We start from the raw sequence: 19,093 nt of genomic DNA, 5'->3' as shown, positions 1-19,093 counted from the left end.
CATAGCTGATCCGACTTTGTTCTTGGATAAGAACCTCAGCTTGTCTTGGTATGTAGGTTGGCAACAAGTCGACGTTCAGCGACTTATTGCAAAATGGATCGTAAAAGTTGTAGAGCAACTTAATATTCGAAACTTGATACTTTGCGGATCTTCTGGTGGGGGATTCACTGCTTTACAAGTTGCTTCGTTTATTCCTAATTGTGTTGCACTGGCATTTAACGCTCAGACAGACATATCAAAATATTTAGTTGACGGTGAAAGCCCTGCCGCGAGAAAAAACTTCATCAGGGTTTCGCGGCCGGACCTGTGGGAGGAGATGAATGCCGAAGAACGCCAACTTGGGGAAATTGACTGGGAAACAGGTTTCGATTCGAGATATGCACCTGTCGAGCGATACAAACAACGGGTCGAGAACTTTGTTTATATAGTGCAGAACGAAGAGGAATTTCATTTCCATGATCATTATCTGCCATTCGTCAAAGTCCTCCAAACATATCAGAGGAAAGGTACTTACAGAACGGCGATCACCCGGGAAGGCACGAGACATAACCCGCCTTTGATGACTAATTTCATCGAACACTTGGATAAATCTATTGCTTGGGCAAGTAAATTGCCTCCAGCGGCACGGTCGACTTCGCGGATTCCAGGAAGAAACTCTTGGTTTGACCTTATGTCGGAACGAATCGCTGGGAACGACAGAAGCTACGACACACAACTTGAGAACAAGATCCATTTCGATAGATTCTGCCGCGAAAATTCTATTCCCACACCTGAACTGTTAGCTGTACTTTCAGACTTGAACGATTTGAATAAACTACCAAAGAATGATCAGATCGTTTTGAAGCCTGTTGAATCGAGTTCAAGTAGGGGAGTTCTTGTATTAAAAAGACATCCAAAAGGTTTCCTCAACCTTGCTAATAATGAAATTTATTCGGCAAAAAATCTTATTGATTTTTACAAAGACCTGTTTGAGAAATATCCTCAAGAAAATAACCAGCTGATGGTTCAGGTAAAAATACACGATAGAGGAAAATATACGATACCCAGAGATTTCAAGTTATATGTGTTCAACGGAGAAGTTGAGATAATCCAGTGTATCGATCGGAATGAGACACCAAACGCCGTATCGTGGTGCGATGCAAACTTCGTACCACTAAGCAAGGATCAAGTCGACGTTAATAGCACTTTGGCCCGAAGGACGACTTTCGCTTCACCAACAGGGTTAGCCGACATGAAAATACTCGCATCAAAAGTAGCAACTCTTATCGGAACGGAATTCTTAAGAGTAGATTTCTACATGTCGGGCCTGGGACCTATTTGCGGCGAAGTAACCTTCACACCTGGCGGGCCGTATTTTGAACAGATTGAAACTTTTACTGCAGGTTTCCAAATGGAACTTGGACTCAATTGGTCGCAAAACAACCGTTCCAATGGCGCATGATGCGCCCATCGATGAACTACATGTAAGGGAATTAGGATGATATTTTCAAAAGACTGGCATATTTCAGGAAAGAATAACAGTGTATCTGTAGAGATTTCCGACGAATTTTATCGCGTCGTCGTCGACGTACAAGATGACAAACCTTGTTATCTTGTACATCGTCGTGATGAGGCAAACTTCACGGAGGCGCCGGTGCGGTCGAGCATTGATATTGGTGGTGCGGGGTGGCTGAGCCTGACTTACGAATGCGAAGTTGAACAAAGTACCGTATCGAGCCGAAGAATAGAGGGAGGGGTTGCCACGTACGTAAAACGTGCTGGATCAACCCACGAGAAACACCTCTACTTCGCTGAGAATAATAGCCTTTGGAATGAAATTCCCGATCATACAGATTCATGCACTTTGTTTTTCAGGATTTCAGGCAAGGGGATATACACAATCTCAGAAATTGATCTAGTCTGGTTTGACCAGTTGTTCTATGACGATGTGAACACGCTAGGATTTTCGTCCCGTGTTCTCGACAGCATCGATGACTCGAATTCTGTCCACATAAATGTCAACTCGTACTCACCAACTGGATCCGAATCCAGCGCTATCATCACGGCAGCCTGGAGCGATTCGCAAGGCCATCAAGTGCCGGGAGTGCCAGAGTACGCGATTAATTCCCAACTCGGTCCATACCAGTATCTTGAACCTTCAAAATCAGTTTATAACTTTTCTGTACCTCAGTATGCATCATCTGTCGAAATTCAGATACGTTCATGGAAGAAAAAAGGAGACTTTCTCCTTTCCAGAGAATGGACAGTTGAGGGTTTTACTGAACCGTTGAATGACGATCTTATCGACGAAACTAATTTGAATAGTATCCTTGGCTTGATCCCGTCCGATGATAGATTAGTTGTACTTCATACAACTGCTCCACCGTTGGGCCATGCCACATTGTCACTGCGACCTAATCGTTTGGCAGCAGAATTCACCAAACTAGGTATTTACGTAATTTTCTTGCCATTTAGCAAGGTGCCTGGTGGCATAGAACGACACAGTGATAAAGCATGGATCGTATGTCGCTCCTTGTGGCCCAAGCTTCAGTATCTTCTTAGTAAGAGAAACAATTCTAAAGACGTATTTGTTTGTACTTCGTTTCCAAACTTTGAAGCGGTCTCCGCGCTTGATCTCTTGAACTCTTCTGGATGGACAACAGTCTATGAAATTCGAGACGATATGGAAGAGTTCAATCGGGTCGGTTATTCGAAATGGTTCGATAATCAGCTCGAACAGTACGTGCTGGAGCGCGCGGACCACGTAACCACAGTTAGTCCCCGTTTGGCAGAAAAGGCGGCCATCATTGCAGGACGCAATGACGTCAGAGTCGTACCAAACGCCGTATCGGACTTTCTACTTGAAAATGGCAAGCCCCACCGCACCATTGAGTCTCAGCGGCGAAAGTATGGGTCTAAAGTCGTGGGATATTTGGGGCATTTGACTGACTCTTGGTTTGACTGGTCCACTCTATTGGACGTAGCGACACAACTCGAAGAATACGAGTTCAGGGTAATTGGGCACGGTATGCCAAACCATATGGTTGATAGACTCCCGAGCAACGTAAACTATCTTGGTCCAATGGACCACGCAAGTTTTGTGGAAGAGTCAAAAAACTGGGCAGTAGGATTGATTCCATTCAAATTATCTCCTCTCACTTTTGGTGTAGACCCCAATAAACTCTATGAGTATTTGGCGTTGGGAGTAAAAGTAGTTTCCGCGCCAATGGGCGGCGTCGGCTCCGCACCTTGGTCAAAGGTCTATCGAGGGGCCGAAGAAATGAAACAGTCGATTGTTGCAACCTCATCCGAAAGAGTGACAGAAGAAGATATAGCAGAGTTAGATGCGTATTTGAATTCTTCGAGCTGGGGCGAAAGAGCTCAACAAATGATTAATATATTCGAATCTGAGGTATCCTAATGAAAAAAATTCTCGTTGTTTATCCGAATTGTAGCATGGGGGGAATGGCCTCCGTTTATCGTAACAGAGCATTGTCGGATGAAAATAATCTTTATCACTTTATATTCAATAACGATAAAGGTGGCGTGTCATTTTACGAGGATTTAGAAAATGCTCAAATAACCATTGTAAGAAAAGATAGACTTGTTAAATATTTAGAATACTTAATTAGCATTACTGAATACGATGAAGTATGCATAACCTCCATTCCTGAGGTTGTCAAAATTTTCAGCGATTCAGATATTCGAGTCACCTATGAATTTCATACTTCTACCGATAGCATCATTGAAAGCGAATGCAAAGCGTTTGATGTTCAAGAGGTCGATAGCATTAACGTACCGAGTGAGTATCTAAAGGCAATCGTGAGCCAGTTTGTGGATTCCCAGGCAATAGGAAAGCTTTCGGTAGTTCCCAATCTCGTTGACGTAAGCATATTCAATTCTGAACCGATTGCAGGGTTGGACTATAAATTCGGGTCTGACGAAAAGAAACCGCTTATCTGGATAGGTCGTCTTGATAAGGGCAAGAACGTGAACGACTTCTTAAGGCTGCTGAAAGTCCTTGGTGAAGACTATGTTGGAATTATACTGCTTGGACTGGAGGATGATCCTGAGCGATTCTCTAGATTTATGGGCTACGCATCTTCGCTCGGAGTGAAAAATCGTGTGTACACGCTCGTCAATGTTCCTCAGCCCGGGATTGCGAGCTTGTTCTCCATGGTGAAGGCCCGTAATGGGTTCTATGTGAGCACGAGCCTTGGGGAATCGTTCGGGTATGGGGTGCAAGAGGCTCTAGATAGCGGTGTTTCTACGGTTGCTTATGATGTCGGCGCATTGTCGGAGAGGAATTCTCGGTCATCCGAAGTTACCTACGATCTAGTTGATGTGGGGTCAATCTCGGAAATGTCACGAGCGATTAGAGGACATTAAATGGTACTAAGTCCAGCGTTTGATACAGGTATATATGGTTGAACTAAAGAATTTCATCTATAGAGGCTTTTCGGCTGAATATGACGATCTGATGAAAATGCCTATTCGAAGGTTTGGATCAATTAACAAGTTGGTAGTTGATCCTGATGTTTCGTGCAGATATATCATTCAAGAACATAGTTGTGATTTACCAATTGACTTCGTCTACATTCCAGGTAGTGGAAATAGGTTATTAGTAGGATTTCACGGTGCAGAAATGCGCAAAATAGCCGATCTGCCAAAATTTCAGTTTGTAGGATCATTGCGATCTCGTACTGAACCTTTTGTATCTTTTTCTGATTCCACTCTTCTCAAGAATGAGAAGCTTAGTATCGGTTGGTACGCCGGCGATTCCTTATTTGATTTATCGCGTAATATTGCTGAAGTAATACGTAAGATCGAAAAGGTAATGAATTTCACAAAAACAATATTAATGGGACATTCGGCGGGCGGTCTAGCTGCTATAGCAATTGGTATGCAAATCCCCAACTCCCACGCAATATCTGTAAACGGCCAAACTATCGCGGGAATTCATCGTCCATGGGTCATTAAGAATCTGTATAATTCCGCTTTTCCGGAGCTTTCCTCATCGGAAGAGATGCTTGAACGCTATCCGGATCGTTTTGACATCAGAAGAATGTCAAGCGATAGGAGTAGCGGTGCAACTTTCACCTTATTTAGTCACAAAGACGACCCGATTTCTTTCTCTGAATATCCGCATTTCCCACTGCTTTCTGAGTATTTCGGATTGGGTTCAGAAGGAGGGCTTACTGAATTCGGTGATGCGCTGGTGCCTTGCCGTTGGGAGACCCTGAATCCGAGCGCACATGCACTTCCAGGAACAGTTCTGCCATTTTTGCAGGCTACTCTTGGGGAGGCTGTTGGCGTTCCCATTACATACGATTTTGTTCTTCCGTCCCGATAAATACCACAACGCAATGGATTGTCCCCGAAAGCGTTCGGCGCGAACCAGGCCTGGGCGAATCTGGCGATGTTCGCTTTGAACCTGGTGACATGGCTGCAGCTGGCGGTGCTGCCGGCCGAGCATGCCGCCGTCAGTTGGGATTTGAAGCGGTGGCGATATCGTATCTGGTCGCTGGCCGGGAAGCTGGTGACCGGCAGCCGAAGGCCGCGAATACTGGTCAACCAGGACGCACCAGAAGCGGGTCTGGTGCTGTTGTTGCAGGAGCGGATCAGCAGGCTGGCTGGCAGGTGGCGAGACGGGCACTTGGCAGCCTGAGCCGCTGGCGTCCGGTCCTTGATTCCTTCAACGGCAATGCAGTTTTCGGTGGGTGGTGGCCGGTGCATGCGCCAGCGGGTGGCGCTCTTCGTCGTGCCCGCAAATGGGGAAACCCACCAGTGCGTGGCTTACGCCAGTCGTAGGTGGGTTTCCGGACCGTCATGAAAAAGTTGGGCTAGGGCCCGTGACCACGGCATGGATTCTCATGGCCTATTCTCACAATGGGCGCGTTCATTCTGAAGCTGCGTTTGCCGCTCTGGCTGGCGTTGCTCCGTTACAAGCTTCGTCGGGAAACTATGAGCGTCACCGCCTGAACCGTCATGGTGACCGGCAACTGAACAAGGCGTTGGACGTGGTCGCGCGGACGAGGGTGGGACATGCTGAGGCAACGAAACGCTATGTCGAGAAACGTACGGCTGAAGGTTTGAGCTCGAAGGATATCAAACGGATTCTTAAGCGCTATATAGCTCGGAGCATCTATCGTCAGTTGCAGGTGATTACGGCTTGATAAAGGTCATAGAAGGGTCTCTCGTGCTGCTGGTACGCCCACGACCCAACGTCGTAGCGGGTTGCGTCATCGATCAGCTGGTAGACAGTGCTGACCTTACCGCCGCCGGTCCGGTATTCGAAGACATCCAGCTGCCATGATGCCTTGGCCTGAGCTGGTCAAGTTCTTGAGACACGATCTTTGATCTTTTCTAAATATTCTCAAGCCGCCAAGGCTAAAGAATTTCTTTCCTGGTACGAGTCCAGAACTGCCTGAGGGCTGAGCCCTCCGTTAGCTGTATGCGGTCGCTTCCGGTTGTACCAAACCTCGATGTATTCCATCACCGCGGTACGCGCTGCTACTCTGCTGGTGAAAGCCCGGTGGTGATACATTTCGTTCTTGATCGTCGAGAAGGTTGACTCTGCGACGGAGTTGTCCCAGCACACCCCCCGTGCGCCCCATCGACTGCCGCACCCCTTGCTCAGCGCACCGTGCCTGGAACGCGCCAGAGGTGTACTGCGTGCCCCGGTCTGAATGGAACACGGTGCCAGACTGGATAAAGCCCCGCGACGCGGCAAGCTCCATCGCGTCAATGACCAGCTGAGTTTGCATGTTCTCGCCCATTGACCAGCCCACGATCTGACGCGAATACAAATCGATGACCGTCGCCAAATACAACCAGCCTTCGCCGGTGCGCAGGTATGTGATATCGCCAACCAGTTTCGCCCCAGGACGGCAAGAGCGGAAGTCCCGCCGGCCGAGCTTATCGACCATATGGTTCTTGATATGCGCCGTCCGGGCCTGATGATCACGCACCGTCGTGGTCTTGAACGCGCTCATCCGCTTGGCTTGGATCCCCAGGTCTTTCATGATCGAGAGCACCGTGGACTTCGGGATCTCTTCTTCATGGTTGTTGCGGAGCAGGTCCACCAGTTGGCCGGCCCCAGCAACCTGGTTGGATGCTTCGAACTCGGTATGGACCAGTTCGGTGCGGCGCATGCGCAGTGCTTTGGCCTCGCTCAGCTCCTCACAAGGGTTCAGCCACCGGTAACAGGACGCCCTGGAAGCCTGCAGTTTCTGGCACATCCAGTTCACCGGGTACTGGCCGGCATGGGCTTTGATGAAGGTGAAGATTGCGCTTATTTCTTGCTGTTCGAGGCGAAATAGGCGCTGACATCTTTTAAAAAGTCGTTCTCCCGTTTCACCTCCAGCAGTTCCTTGCGCAGCTTCTCGTATTGGGCCCATTCCACTGGACCGCGTTCCTCGACTTCCGATTCTGGGTGCTCGGACCGGTAAGCACGGACCCAGTTGCCCAGGGTCCCTTCGTTGATGCCTAGAGAGGCTGCGACCTCGACCAAGCTCTTCTGGGAGGAGATCACTAGTTCGACTGCTTCGGCACGGAACTCCGGGGTGAACTTCTGACGTTTGGACATGCACTCATTCTCCTACGAACGCGTGTCTCACAACATCATGACAGCTCAGCCGTTGACTTGACGAAGGGCAGGTACGAGGACTTCGGTCGCTTGAGCTGTTTCCGGATGCGGACCAGCTCGTTGACGACCTCGGGTCCGTATCGTCGGGCAGGATGGTGGGGCGCTCTGGACTGTGGATGGAGTGCGGAGGCGGACTCGATGGAGGCACGAGAACAGATGCGGTAGAAAATGCTGCGGGAGATCTTCTGTGTTTTGCAGAATTCACTAATCGTCAAAGCGTCGGGTTGGGCCGGATCGAAGTTGATGATCATGGCGCGTACGCGCGGTGGCAGTGGCTTGTTCATGTATTGAAACTGCCAGATTACCCACGTGAAACTGTCCACGATGTATTGAGACATTCTGTCCACAATGTCATGAGATCGGTTGTCAACGATGTGACGAGATTCGGTGTCCACGAAGTCACGAGATTTCACACCCGGTTGCCAGAACAGAGGTACCTTCAAACGCTACTCTGCAGACCATCAATCCAAAAAGTATTGAAGTTCCTGATCAGGCTCATCGCCAAAAACGGGTGGAACGTGAATTCTATCGACAACGCGACGAGTTGAGCAGGGCTTTGCGGAAACTCTTTCGCTAGATTGTGTCAAAATTCAGCTCTTCCAATCGAACCGCTAGAATTACTTGTGGATAAAAATACAAAGTTGAGGGAGTTTCCTCGTTGAAACGATCGAATCGCAAGACCGCTCAAGCAATGAGTTCGCGTGCCGAACTTTTTAGCATTAGACAGGAATATCTGAATCTTGAAGGTGACTTTGAGACCAGGGTACTGGATGATTTGGCTAAGTACCGTGCGCAATCATCGAAATTATCGCGGGAGAACGAGTCTCTGCGATCGCGCAAGGTGAAGTCAGATGGTCTAATCGCAAGGCTCGAACGAGAACTTGCTGCCGCTAAGGACGCACGACAGAAATTCAGCCGTGAGGCATCGATTCTCAAGACGCAACTCGCGAATGAGCATGACCGGGCCGAGAAATTCAAAACGGCGTATGAGAATCTAAAGAACCATCCGGTCGTTAGAGCCGCACGCGGTTTGAAGAGCCCCTTTGCGCGTAAGCCTGTTGCTCCTCGCCAGATTCAAAAGAATGTTCCAGTCCTGGCGGCATCACCAAGCATTTCCAACTTCGACAATGTAAGTCGGCCAGGCAGTCCTGCCGGAACCGGCATCGAAGAAAGCTTCATCGATGCTATTAAGCGTGAAGCGGATGCATATATAGCCCGTTACCGCGACCAGGGCGAGATTGTTGAACCGTCAGAAGGGTTAGTTGCTCTTGCTGCGAAGGAGGAATCGCCTTCAAGCTTCGGAGCCTTGCACGATCAGATTCTGGGACAAGCCCGACTATTCGATTCCTTGCCGGTAGTTCCGGCGAAGACCTCTACGCCTGCTTATATGCCGCAGCCGGATAAAGTGATGTATTGCGCGCACAGCACTGGCGAATACAACAGCAACGGTTATTCGACGCGTACGACTGGTCTCACCACTGCCGTCACCGAAGCCGGCATGGATCTCTTCATTGCAGCGCGACCTGGCTACCCTTGGGACTCCAAAGTCAACAAGAAGATGCCGAAAGAAAAGCGCCTGATTCGCGAGTACCAGGGCGTCGATACGTACTTTAACCCGGGTGTGTCACTACGTAGCGATCCACTGGATAAGTTTGTGCAGATCGCGGCGGATATCTATGTTCGCGAAGCGATGATGAATCGACCTTCAGTGATCGTTTCTGCGTCCAATCACATTACGGCGTTGCCAGCATTGATCGCAGCTCGTCGTCTTGGAATCCCGTTCATCTACGAAGTACGTGGGCTTTGGGAAATTACCGCAGCCGCTGGTAACGAAACCTGGCATAAATCGGAACGATTCGAACTAGCACGCCGCATTGAGACTCTGGTGGCGAACGAAGCGGATCGCGCCTTCGCAATCACGGAGGAAGTCCGTGAGGAACTGGTGAAGCGCGGTGCAGAAAGAGACAAGATTGAAATCTTGCCGAATGCTGCGAACATTTTTCAGTACGTCCCTCTCCCAGCTGAGCGATCGAAGGTCGTTGACAAGAAAAAGAAGGGCGAGTTCCTTCTTGGATATGCTGGCAGCCTTGTGGACTACGAGGGGCTGGATCTACTAATCAACGCGGTAGCCGAGCTACCAGAATCTCTGTCGCACGTTGGCGCACTAATCGTTGGCGACGGCTTGGTCTTACCCGCGCTCAAGCGGCAAGTGACCGAATTGGGCTTGGAAGAGCGAATTCGTTTCACCGGGCGCGTACCGAATGAACAAATCAACGATTACCTGGCAATTTTTGACGCCGTGGTCTGCCCGCGAAAATCGAATATTGTTACAGAACTAGTTTCACCATTGAAGCCTATTGAGGCAATGGCTGCAGGCCGTCCGGTGATCGGTTCCAACGTTTCGCCAATTGCTACGTTGCTTGGTGCCGATAGTGCTCGAGGCTTGCTCTTCGAAGCGGATCATGTGCAGTCCTTGGCTGAATCGATCGCCCTCCTGGCTAATGATCCGAGGACCGCGCAGGATATGGGGCGTCGTGCCCGTAAGTGGACGGTAGAGAACCGTACATGGCCAATCGTGGCAAAAACTTTCGTTGCCCAAGCTGCCACTGTCCAGAGCCGTAGGCCAACGGGCAAGAAGCTTAATGAGATTCGTATGGCTCTTATCGCTGACGAATTTACGACCTCAACCATCAGCCGCGAAGTTAATGTGGTGTCGCCAACTCCTGAGAACTGGCGAGAAGCCTTGACATCGAATCCGGTCGATGTGCTCTTCGTAGAATCGGCGTGGGCAGGCAATGATGGAACTTGGACCCGCAAGGTCGGTTACTACGATGATGAGCAATGTGCGGATCTAGTAGCGCTAATTGGCTACTGCCGCAGCAAGAACATCCCAACAATCTTCTGGAACAAGGAAGACCCGGTTCACTTCAATCGATTCCGCCGTACCGCAAAGTACTTCGACGTTGTTTTGACTACTGACGCCAACTGCTTGCGGGACTACTGGGATCACCGTGGTGGAAATCTCAAGGCGTTGGGCAGCCTTTCCTTCTGGGCGCAAGCGGAAATCCACAATCCAATGGGATCTTCCCGCACCTACTCGCATACTGTGGCGTACGGTGGCTCCTATTATGGTGATCGTTATGCGGAGCGTTCGAAGGAACTGCGCGCAATCCTCGAGGGAGCACGTCCCCAGGGGCTGACCATCTATGATCGCCAAGCCGATAATCCTGAATCGCCATACAAGTTCCCACCAGCATTGCAGGACTATGTCCAGGGCGGTCTGACTTACGAAGAAATGGTAGAGGCTTACAAGTCTCATCCGGTGCACGTGAACGTTAACTCGGTGAATGCCTCGCCAACTATGTTCTCCCGTCGAGTTTTCGAGCTTGCGGCATGTGGTACTCCGGTAATTAGCGGCAAGAGCTTCGGCGTTACTTGGATGTTTGATGGGTCGGTTCCTGTGGTCGGTTCGCGCCGGGAATCGGAACTGATTTCAACACTGTGGATGAACTCCGAAGCTGATCGCGTGGCCGATGCTTGGGAGCCATTGCGTGTGACCTTCCGCAAACATCTGGCGCACCATCGTTTGGCCATGGCGCTTCGCATGGCTGGTCTCGCAGTTGATATCCCGACTTTGCCATCACTTGGCATTGAACTGAAGACGTTAACCGAAGAAATTGCTTGGGATCTTGTAGCAGCTAGCGTGCGACCTATGCAGGTATACGTTGCCGGGTTCAGCGACGATGATACTGCAGTAAACATTCTGCGAACTGCAGGAATTGCAGTAATGAGCAATGACGCAGTTCGTGAAGCAGAGGTGATTGCCTCCAACGCTGAAGAAATTCTCCAAGATCATCAGGTTCTTGAAGACATGCTAACTGCCATGTTCTATAGCCAAGCTGCAACGGTACAGGTCTCTGACAAGTACGTGGGTACGCAGGGCCTGCCGCTCTGGATGCGCGAGCACGTGGATGCGCAGCTGCCCACCTTGACGCGCAGTAGCAACATCGCAGATTCTGCCGTAGAGACCATATGCCTTCGACGCCCACTTGACGTCGAAGAAGCGGACGGCACGCTCATTGACAATCCTGCGTCCAAAGACTCGCAGAACATCCTAGTCGCGGGACATGACCTGAAGTTTGCCGGGTCAATCATGGCCGGGATATCCGAACACGGGCACAACCTGAAGATCGATAAGTGGGACGGCCACGCTCAGCACAATGTTGAAGAGAGCCAGGATCTTCTAGAAGATGCTGACACGGTGTTCTGCGAATGGTCACTTGGCAATTTGGCGTGGTATTCAACGCATTTGAAGCCCGGGCAGAAACTGGTTACCAGATTCCACTCGCAGGAACTATTCACGGATTACCCTCGATCGGTGAACTTCAAGAAGGTTGACAAGGTGATCTTTGTCAGCGAGTTGATCCGAGGAATGGCGATTCAAAAGTTCGGAATTCCTGAGGAAAAAACGATGGTCATTCCTAACTCTGTGGATACCAGGAAGCTGGATCTTCCCAAGTCCGATGATTCTCAATTTGTATTGGGCTTCGTCGGCATGGTTCCGCAGATGAAGCGATTCGACCTCGTGCTTGATCTACTGGAAAAGTTGCGTGCAATCGATAGCCGCTTTACGTTGCGCGTCAAGGGCAAACGACCGGAAGATTACCCCTGGATGGCTGCACGCGAGGAAGAAATGGCCTTCTACGAGGCGCAGTATGCTCGTATTGAAGAATCTGATCTACTCCGCGGTGCTGTGGTCTTCGATCCTCAAGGCGATAATATGGCCCAGTGGTACCAGGAGATCGGTGTTGCCGTATCCACCAGTGATTTCGAGTCCTTCCACTTCACTCTTGCAGATGGAGCGGCATCTCGTGCGTTGCCGGTAGGCCTGGCCTGGCCGGGAGCGGAATGGCTGTACCCGAATGAGTGGTTGCATGCAGACACTGCGTCAGCAGCTCAATACGTGATCAGTCAGGTACAGGATCAAGCGAAACTGGCAGAGCAGGTTGAAGCTGCACGCGAGTTCACTGTGAAGAACTACGATTCCAACGATGTGCTTGCTCGAATCATGAATGAAATTGAAGCTAACTAGCGCTCTTTAGTGCTTTTCTCTAGTGAGGTGCGTTCAGTGGCAATCGCCACCGAATGCACCTCACTGTATTATTGATCTAGTCTGCATTGAAGATAAAGTGAGTTGAGAAGTGAAAATTGCATTAGGGGACTTCCGAAAAGCACTTTGGCATCTTCGCCAGGGTGGTCCACAGCAATTGCAGGAGTGGTACCAGCGCCGCAACTATGATTTGCGCATCGGGGGACAGCAGCGCTACTTGCGAACAGATGTTGAGAAATTGCTTGGACTGCAATTCCCACCGGTAGAATTTGAACCTTCAGAGGACCACGATGGAAAGTTAAACGTTGCCGTCATTCTTGATGATTTCAGCGCGAAAGCTTGGGCGCCTGAATGGAACTGCACCTTTATCACCCCCAGCTCATGGCAGGATGAACTTGAAACACGAGAATTTGATCTTCTCTTCGTGGAGTCGGCCTGGGCTGGAAACAACAAGTCTTGGCAGTACCACCTAACCGGTCCGTCGGCACCTCGACCAGCGTTTGTCGAGATGGTGGAAGCGTTTAAAGAACGATCTGTTCCAGCAGTTTTCTGGAATAAAGAAGACCCACCGCACTTCGCCGACTTCCTCGATTCTGCAAGGCTGTTCGATGTCGTTTTCACATCAGATTCCCGCAAAATTCCGGAATACCATGAAGCACTGGGCCATGAACGTGTCGCAGCGTTGAGCTTTGCAGCTCAGCCGAAGTTCCATAATCCGGTACTGACACTTAGCCAAGAACGCCGAGATGTAGCTTTCGCCGGAATGTATTTTGCGGACAAGTACCCCGAACGACAAGAACAGATGGAGATCGTGCTTGGCGGAGCCATGGATATCTCGCCAAAGCTCACTAGCGGGCTAGACATTTTCTCCCGGCAGCACGGCGGAGACGCGAAGTACCAGTTCCCGGCACCGTATGACCAGAATGTTGTCGGCTCGCTCGACTATGACAAGATGCTTTCTGCGTACAAGAACTACAACGTTTTTCTGAACGTCAACTCCGTGGTCGATTCGCCAAGCATGTGTGCCCGTCGAATATTCGAGATCACCGCCGCTGGCACTCCTGTGATTTCGGCTCCAAGCGCTGCGATAGAGAATTTCTTCACGCCTTCAGAGGTACTTCAGGTATCCACCAGGGAACAAGCATCTAACTCGATTCGCAGCTTGGTTCGGAGCCCAGAACTTCGCCAGCGAATGGTCCATATGGGTCAGCGCAGGATCTGGAAGAACCATACTTATGCGCATCGTGCTCAACAGGTTGAACAATTCGTTGGGCTCCGTTCTGCTCACGGTCAGCCAATGTCCATGTCCTGTACTCCAAAGGTAAGTGCGATTGTTTCGACCATAAGGCCTCACCAGCTTCAGCATATATTCGAGACTGTAGGGAAACAGAAGGATGTTGAAGTTGAGCTCGTCCTCGTGGCTCATAAGTTCTCGGCCGCCACTGGACAACTGGCCGATATGGCATCAGCAGCTGGAGTAGCGAACTACCAACTGCTTGAGATGGGTGAAGAAAATACTTTGGGTGACTGCCTGAACGCCGCGGTGGCCATGGCCAACGGCGACTTCATCACCAAAATGGATGATGACGACCTATACGGGGAGTACTATCTCTTCGATCAAGTTTCAGCGCTTCGATACAGCGGCGCCTCGATAGTAGGCAAGCAGGCGCATTACATGTACCTCGCGGATTCAGATGCTACTTTGCTGAGATTTGCCGAACGTGAGCACCGCTTTACAAACCTCGTGATGGGTCCGACGATGCTTGGCCGCGCGCACGTTTTCCGCGAGACACCCTTTGATACACGTAACCGTGGCGAAGATACAAGATTCCTAAAAGACGTCATTGAACGTGGAGGAACCATTTATTCGAGTGACCGTTTCAACTTTACCCAGATGCGCGGGAATGATGGGCTAGCGCATACCTGGGATCTGAGTGATGCGGAGTTGACTGCAACTGGTAGTATTCAGTGGTTTGGACGCAATGATAAACATGTCTTTTTCTAGGAAAGTCTTATTGTGCAAATAGTACGAGGTAAATCAGGGGAGTGAAGAAGATGAAAGTTATGCTTCTGACTCACTCGTTCACGCCTGAGATCTCGCCACCTCAGCGACGCTGGTCAATTATTGCCGACGAACTGGGGCAATTGGGGCACGAAGTTACTGTAGTGACCCCGAAATCAAATCGGATTGCAACTAAACGGCAAAGTCGTCTTCTTGATAATCATTATTTGAAGCTGCAACACTATCCATCAATGCGTCGTTCCAAAACGATGCTCGGAAAAGTATTGAAGCATGGCGTTGATGCAGTTCTGAGCGTCCCTGCTGCATTCCGAGGGCAAAAGCCTGACGTTATTATCGCAACTGTCCCAGCAATTCCAACGCTAATTGTTGGCTTCGTGGCCAGCCGTTTACGGGGTGTACCCTTAGTTGTCGACCTCCGGGATGCTTGGCCAGATTTGCTCAGTGAATCACAAGTTATCAAGTTCCGCTGGGTCGAGCCAGCTATTTCGAAGATCATCAGTTTCGTTGTGAATAAAAGCGATATGCTCGTCACGGTGACGTACGGCCTGGCGGGGAAGATGAAGCGAAATGGCGTGAAGAACGTCGCCACAATCACCAACGGCGTTGAAACCGAACGCGAAGATCTTACAGTTTCTCAACGCGAGATCGATGGCGAATTCCATATTCTCTATCTAGGGAACATTGGTCGGAGCCAGGGTCTGGAGACCGTTATCCGAGCGATGGAGTACGTACCAGAATTTGTACGTCTGCGCATTGTTGGCCAGGGTACTGAAAAGAGTAAATTGATGAGCCTAGCGATGGATCTTGGGCTTGATATTGACTTCCGAGACCCTGTCTACGGCCAGGAGGTACTGGAAAATTACTCGTGGGCAGATACATGCCTAGTTTCTCTGCGTCCTGACTGGCCGAGCTTTAATCACACAGTGCCTTCGAAACTCTATGAACTTCTTTACTTGAATCAGCACATCAGCGGTTTGGTCAGAGGAGAAGCAGCGGAAATTATTCGTGATTCCGAGGCTGGGACTGTGATTGAACAAGATGTACCTTCCCTGGCCGCTTACATTAACAACTTGGTTGCGAACCCTGGAATTTTGCGGACCGATCGTCGCGGGACCGACTGGGTCAGGAAACATGGATCGCTACGTCAAGCCGGGCGGGAATATGCCGAACTACTAGCCACAGTCGTCGATGCGTACTCCAAGAGATAGAGCAGAACTTTTGAATCTAAAAGTCATTCCGAATGCAATCAACACCGGTAATTTGGTACTTTCCAACATTGCTGATGATCCTACTTATTTTGCGCTCCAAGTTGCTCGCCGCTTCAAGTCCAAGCCGGTTCTACGCTCGTTGATTATTACTCTTGGGAGTGATAAATCCAGCATTCGGCTACGCGCGCTCTCGGCCATGCTGAAGGATGACACTAGTGCCCTGCTCTCTGCCTGCAGAGAATGGTTAAGCTCCGACAGCAACCCAAGGCAGTCAGTATTCCTGGCTAACCTTTGCATTGCTTCCAATGAGTGGGAACTTGCAGAAGAATTACTCAATAGGGGCAAACCTTCCATCGCCCACGTACGTGCCAAGGCCCGTCTATTGTGGTCATTGGGCTGGATGACAGATGCCATTGAGCTGTTGCAGCAGAATCGCAGTGGCCGTCAACTTCGTCACTATGAATCAGAATTGGCATCCTTCAAGGGGGCAGAGCCCTGTCTTTCTCCGCTCCGTACCGCCGGTATATCGACTAGCGCGACTCGTTCTGTTCTTTACGTTGCTACCAATTCGTTGCCACACACTGGTAGCGGTTACGCACAACGAACTCATTCAATTCTCGCGTCATTAAGGGATGCAGGATGGGGAGTCAAAGGACTTACCCGTGTGAATTATCCCTTGAATATCGGCAAACTATCCGTCTCAGAAGCTGACGTGGTTTCTGGTATCGAATACCAGCGCTGCCTGCCTTTTCCAGCGAAGCATGACTTCACCGGAAGAATCCAGCAACAAGCTGAAGACCTACTGAGCAGAGTCCTTCAAGAGGCCCCTTCTGTACTTCACACGACGACAGATTTTTCTAACGCTCTAGCGGTTAAGTCCGTTGCAGAAGCGACCGGTATACCGTGGGTTTATGAAGTTCGCGGACAGCTGGCAGACACGTGGCTTTCTACGCGTCCCGAGCGCTCGAAAGATTCAGAACGATACCGACTATTCGTGGAACGCGAAGCGTTTGTAGCTCGGCATGCCGATCATGTCTTCACCTTGGGCGATGCCATGAAACGCAACCTGATTGACGCGGGCGTTGATGAATCAAAGATTTCAATATTACCGAACGGGATAGGGGAAAAGTTCCTAGAGGAACCCGTGCCCAGGGTCCAAGCTCGTGCGCAGCTGGACCTCGATTCTGAAGCATTTTATGTGGGGACGGTTAGCAGCTTGGTCCCTTATGAGGGGCTTTCGACAGTTGTCCGTGCTGTTGCTGAACTTGCGAAGCAGCACAAGGAGTTACGTTTGTTGATCGTTGGCGATGGTACGGATCGCGAGAATCTGATCAGTCTTGCCAAAAGTCTAGGCATCGCCGCGCGTTGTGTTTTTCCTGGTCGCATTCCGCGGGAACAGTCGCATGTCTATCATGCTGCGTTGAACGCTTTCGTCGTGCCACGAATTGACTCTGCTGTCACTCGCTCGGTAACTCCGCTCAAACCAGTTGAAGCAATGGCATCGAACGTACCTGTCTTGGCATCCGATCTTCCTGCCCTGCAGGAGCTGATCGCTGACGGTGAGAACGGTCACTTGATACTTGCGGGGGATGTGGCTGAGTGGGCCGAAAATATCGAAAAGTTGATTTTAAACCAAGGGGCAGCTGAACGCATGGGCAAGTCAGGGCGGGAATTCGTGCTTGCCAATAGAACTTGGGAGCAAAACGCGCTTAGCGTTGTCCAAGTTTACGAGCAAGTAATAAGTAAAGCTCCGTGACAATGAGGCTGTCGCTGAACTCAGTGATGGGATATGGTTTATAGGGCTAATCTTGCACTTCTTGTGCTTCAAGATCAGCTTGCAGGCCCTTTCGTAGGGAACATCGCTCGTACCAGAAGGAAAGTCACTTTAGTGAACAACATTAAAGAAGTCGCCGTAATCGGTTTGGGTTACATCGGATTGCCAACTGCTGCAATTCTTGCCTCGAAGGGCATCACCGTAAAAGGCGTCGATGTAACTCCTCGAACTGTAGAGGCAGTCAACAAGGGCGAGGTGCCGTTCGTAGAGCCGGCGTTGGGCGAATTCGTTTCCGCCGCGGTGACTGCAGGTACCTTGTCTGCAAGCTTCGATACTCCAGAAGCTGAAGCGTACATTGTTGCTGTGCCAACGCCGTTCAACGATGACTACACCGCTGACCTTTCATACATTGAGGCTGCAGCAGAGGGCATCGCTCCAAAGCTGAAGGGCGGCGAACTGGTTATCCTCGAGTCGACCTCGCCTCCAGGTGCAACCCAGCACCTCTTCGACTACCTGCTGAAGAAGCGTCCCGACCTGAACAAGGACAGCCTGCTTGTAGCACACTGCCCAGAGCGCGTACTTCCTGGCTACGTCATGGAAGAATTGGTCACCAATGACCGTATTGTCGGCGGTATCACCCCAGAAGCTGCAGAGAAGGCCAAGGCTCTTTACGAGACCTTCTGCCAGGCAGCTATCCTCACCACCGATGCTAAGACTGCTGAAATGGCAAAGCTGGTCGAGAATTCGTACCGCGACGTGAACATCGCCTTTGCTAACGAATTGTCGGTCATCTCCGACAAGCTGGGCATTGACGTTTGGGAACTGATCTCCCTGGCCAACCGCCACCCACGCGTAAACATTCTTCAGCCCGGTCCAGGTGTTGGCGGTCACTGCATCGCAGTTGATCCATGGTTCATTGTCTCGGCTGCTCCTGAAGAATCAAAGCTGATCCGCATGGCTCGTAACACCAACGATGCAAAGCCGAACTGGGTTATCGACAAGGTTGTAGAAGCTACCAAACTCCCATCCTTCAACGGCAAGGTAGCGGTCATGGGTTTGGCTTTCAAAGCGAACATTGACGACATGCGTGAATCGCCATCGATTGCGATCGCTCGCAAGTTGGCTGAAGCCAACCCAACCGTCGAGTTCCTTGCAGTGGAGCCACATGTAGAAGAATTGCCTAAGAATCTTGCGGGCATCGCCAACCTGAAGCTGGTTGCAACCGATGAAGCCCTAGAATCGGCAAGTGTAATTACTTTGCTGGTCGACCACGACCAGTTCAAGTCCGTACCAGCAACCGCGCTGGCCGGCAAGGAAGTTATCGACACTCGCGGTCTCTGGCGCTAGTTCT

The 19,093-nt window shown here is 50.4% G+C and carries 9 protein-coding genes and 4 pseudogenes; 11 read left to right on the top strand and 2 right to left on the bottom strand.

All coding sequences use genetic code 11. The annotated features are described in order from the left end of the window. Positions 1 to 22: 22 nt before the first annotated feature. The 6 genes and pseudogenes from AC1Z36_RS13135 to AC1Z36_RS13110 form a co-directional block, all read left to right on the top strand. Positions 23 to 1,441: an ATP-grasp fold amidoligase family protein gene (locus AC1Z36_RS13135; protein WP_483561315.1), complete on the top strand. Its 1,419-nt coding sequence runs from the start codon at positions 23 to 25 to the stop codon at positions 1,439 to 1,441. 36 nt (positions 1,442 to 1,477) lie between these two features. Beyond that, entirely contained in the window at positions 1,478 to 3,400 is a 1,923-nt protein-coding gene (locus AC1Z36_RS13130; protein WP_483561314.1) for a glycosyltransferase family protein, read from the top strand. After that, positions 3,400 to 4,368 carry a glycosyltransferase gene (locus AC1Z36_RS13125; RefSeq protein WP_402734927.1) on the top strand — a complete coding sequence of 323 codons (969 nt, stop codon included), beginning with the start codon at positions 3,400 to 3,402 and terminating at the stop codon, positions 4,366 to 4,368. The genes AC1Z36_RS13130 and AC1Z36_RS13125 overlap by 1 nt, the downstream gene beginning before the upstream one ends. 34 nt (positions 4,369 to 4,402) lie before the next feature. After that, positions 4,403 to 5,332 (top strand): hypothetical protein, encoded by a 930-nt coding sequence (locus tag AC1Z36_RS13120; RefSeq protein ID WP_402734926.1) that lies wholly within the window; start codon positions 4,403 to 4,405, stop codon positions 5,330 to 5,332. A gap of 30 nt (positions 5,333 to 5,362) precedes the next feature. Beyond that, a pseudogene (locus tag AC1Z36_RS13115) lies at positions 5,363 to 5,647 on the top strand (IS1380 family transposase); the annotation flags it as partial. Positions 5,648 to 5,798: 151 nt separating this feature from the next. Next, positions 5,799 to 6,155: pseudogene (locus tag AC1Z36_RS13110) on the top strand (transposase); the annotation flags it as partial. 200 nt (positions 6,156 to 6,355) lie between these two features. On the opposite strand, the pseudogene AC1Z36_RS13105 reads toward AC1Z36_RS13110, so the two are convergent. Together AC1Z36_RS13105 and AC1Z36_RS13100 are read right to left on the bottom strand one after the other, a co-directional pair. Next, positions 6,356 to 7,567: pseudogene (locus tag AC1Z36_RS13105) on the bottom strand (IS3 family transposase). Positions 7,568 to 7,632: 65 nt separating this feature from the next. Next, a pseudogene (locus AC1Z36_RS13100) lies at positions 7,633 to 7,911 on the bottom strand (IS481-like element ISAar27 family transposase); the annotation flags it as partial. Positions 7,912 to 8,285: 374 nt separating this feature from the next. On the opposite strand from AC1Z36_RS13100, the gene AC1Z36_RS13095 reads away from it, so the two are divergent. The 5 genes from AC1Z36_RS13095 to wecC all read left to right on the top strand — a co-directional run bounded on the left by AC1Z36_RS13095 (position 8,286) and on the right by wecC (position 19,089). Then, on the top strand, positions 8,286 to 12,719 hold the full coding sequence (locus AC1Z36_RS13095) for a glycosyltransferase (RefSeq protein WP_483561313.1): 4,434 nt from the start codon (positions 8,286 to 8,288) through the stop codon (positions 12,717 to 12,719). Between the two features lie 109 nt (positions 12,720 to 12,828). After that, positions 12,829 to 14,742, top strand: coding sequence for a glycosyltransferase family protein (locus AC1Z36_RS13090; protein ID WP_402734924.1), 1,914 nt, complete (start codon positions 12,829 to 12,831; stop codon positions 14,740 to 14,742). Positions 14,743 to 14,792: 50 nt separating this feature from the next. Further along, entirely contained in the window at positions 14,793 to 15,968 is a 1,176-nt protein-coding gene (locus AC1Z36_RS13085; protein ID WP_400289343.1) for a glycosyltransferase family 4 protein, read from the top strand. Further along, the gene (locus AC1Z36_RS13080) at positions 15,949 to 17,724 is read left to right on the top strand and encodes a glycosyltransferase family 4 protein (RefSeq protein WP_483561312.1); all 1,776 of its coding nucleotides are present in this window, start codon (positions 15,949 to 15,951) and stop codon (positions 17,722 to 17,724) included. Before AC1Z36_RS13085 ends, AC1Z36_RS13080 begins: the two co-directional genes overlap by 20 nt. Positions 17,725 to 17,856: 132 nt before the next feature. Continuing rightward, a complete protein-coding gene (gene wecC / locus AC1Z36_RS13075) occupies positions 17,857 to 19,089 on the top strand; it encodes a UDP-N-acetyl-D-mannosamine dehydrogenase (protein WP_133834664.1) in 1,233 nt (410 codons plus the stop codon). Positions 19,090 to 19,093 lie beyond the last annotated feature (4 nt).

The sequence above is a fragment of the Glutamicibacter sp. BS14 genome, from assembly GCF_056934375.1.
This window is presented reverse-complemented; position numbering and strand designations above follow the sequence as displayed.

Excerpts from the sequence above, each read along its gene's own strand:
- AC1Z36_RS13085 (WP_400289343.1), top strand. The coding sequence starts at position 14,793 with ATGAAAGTTATGCTTCTGACTCACTCGTTCACGCCTGAGATCTCGCCA.
- AC1Z36_RS13080 (WP_483561312.1), top strand. The coding sequence starts at position 15,949 with ATGCGTACTCCAAGAGATAGAGCAGAACTTTTGAATCTAAAAGTCATT.
- AC1Z36_RS13125 (WP_402734927.1), top strand. The coding sequence starts at position 3,400 with ATGAAAAAAATTCTCGTTGTTTATCCGAATTGTAGCATGGGGGGAATG.
- AC1Z36_RS13130 (WP_483561314.1), top strand. The coding sequence starts at position 1,478 with ATGATATTTTCAAAAGACTGGCATATTTCAGGAAAGAATAACAGTGTA.
- AC1Z36_RS13120 (WP_402734926.1), top strand. The coding sequence starts at position 4,403 with ATGGTTGAACTAAAGAATTTCATCTATAGAGGCTTTTCGGCTGAATAT.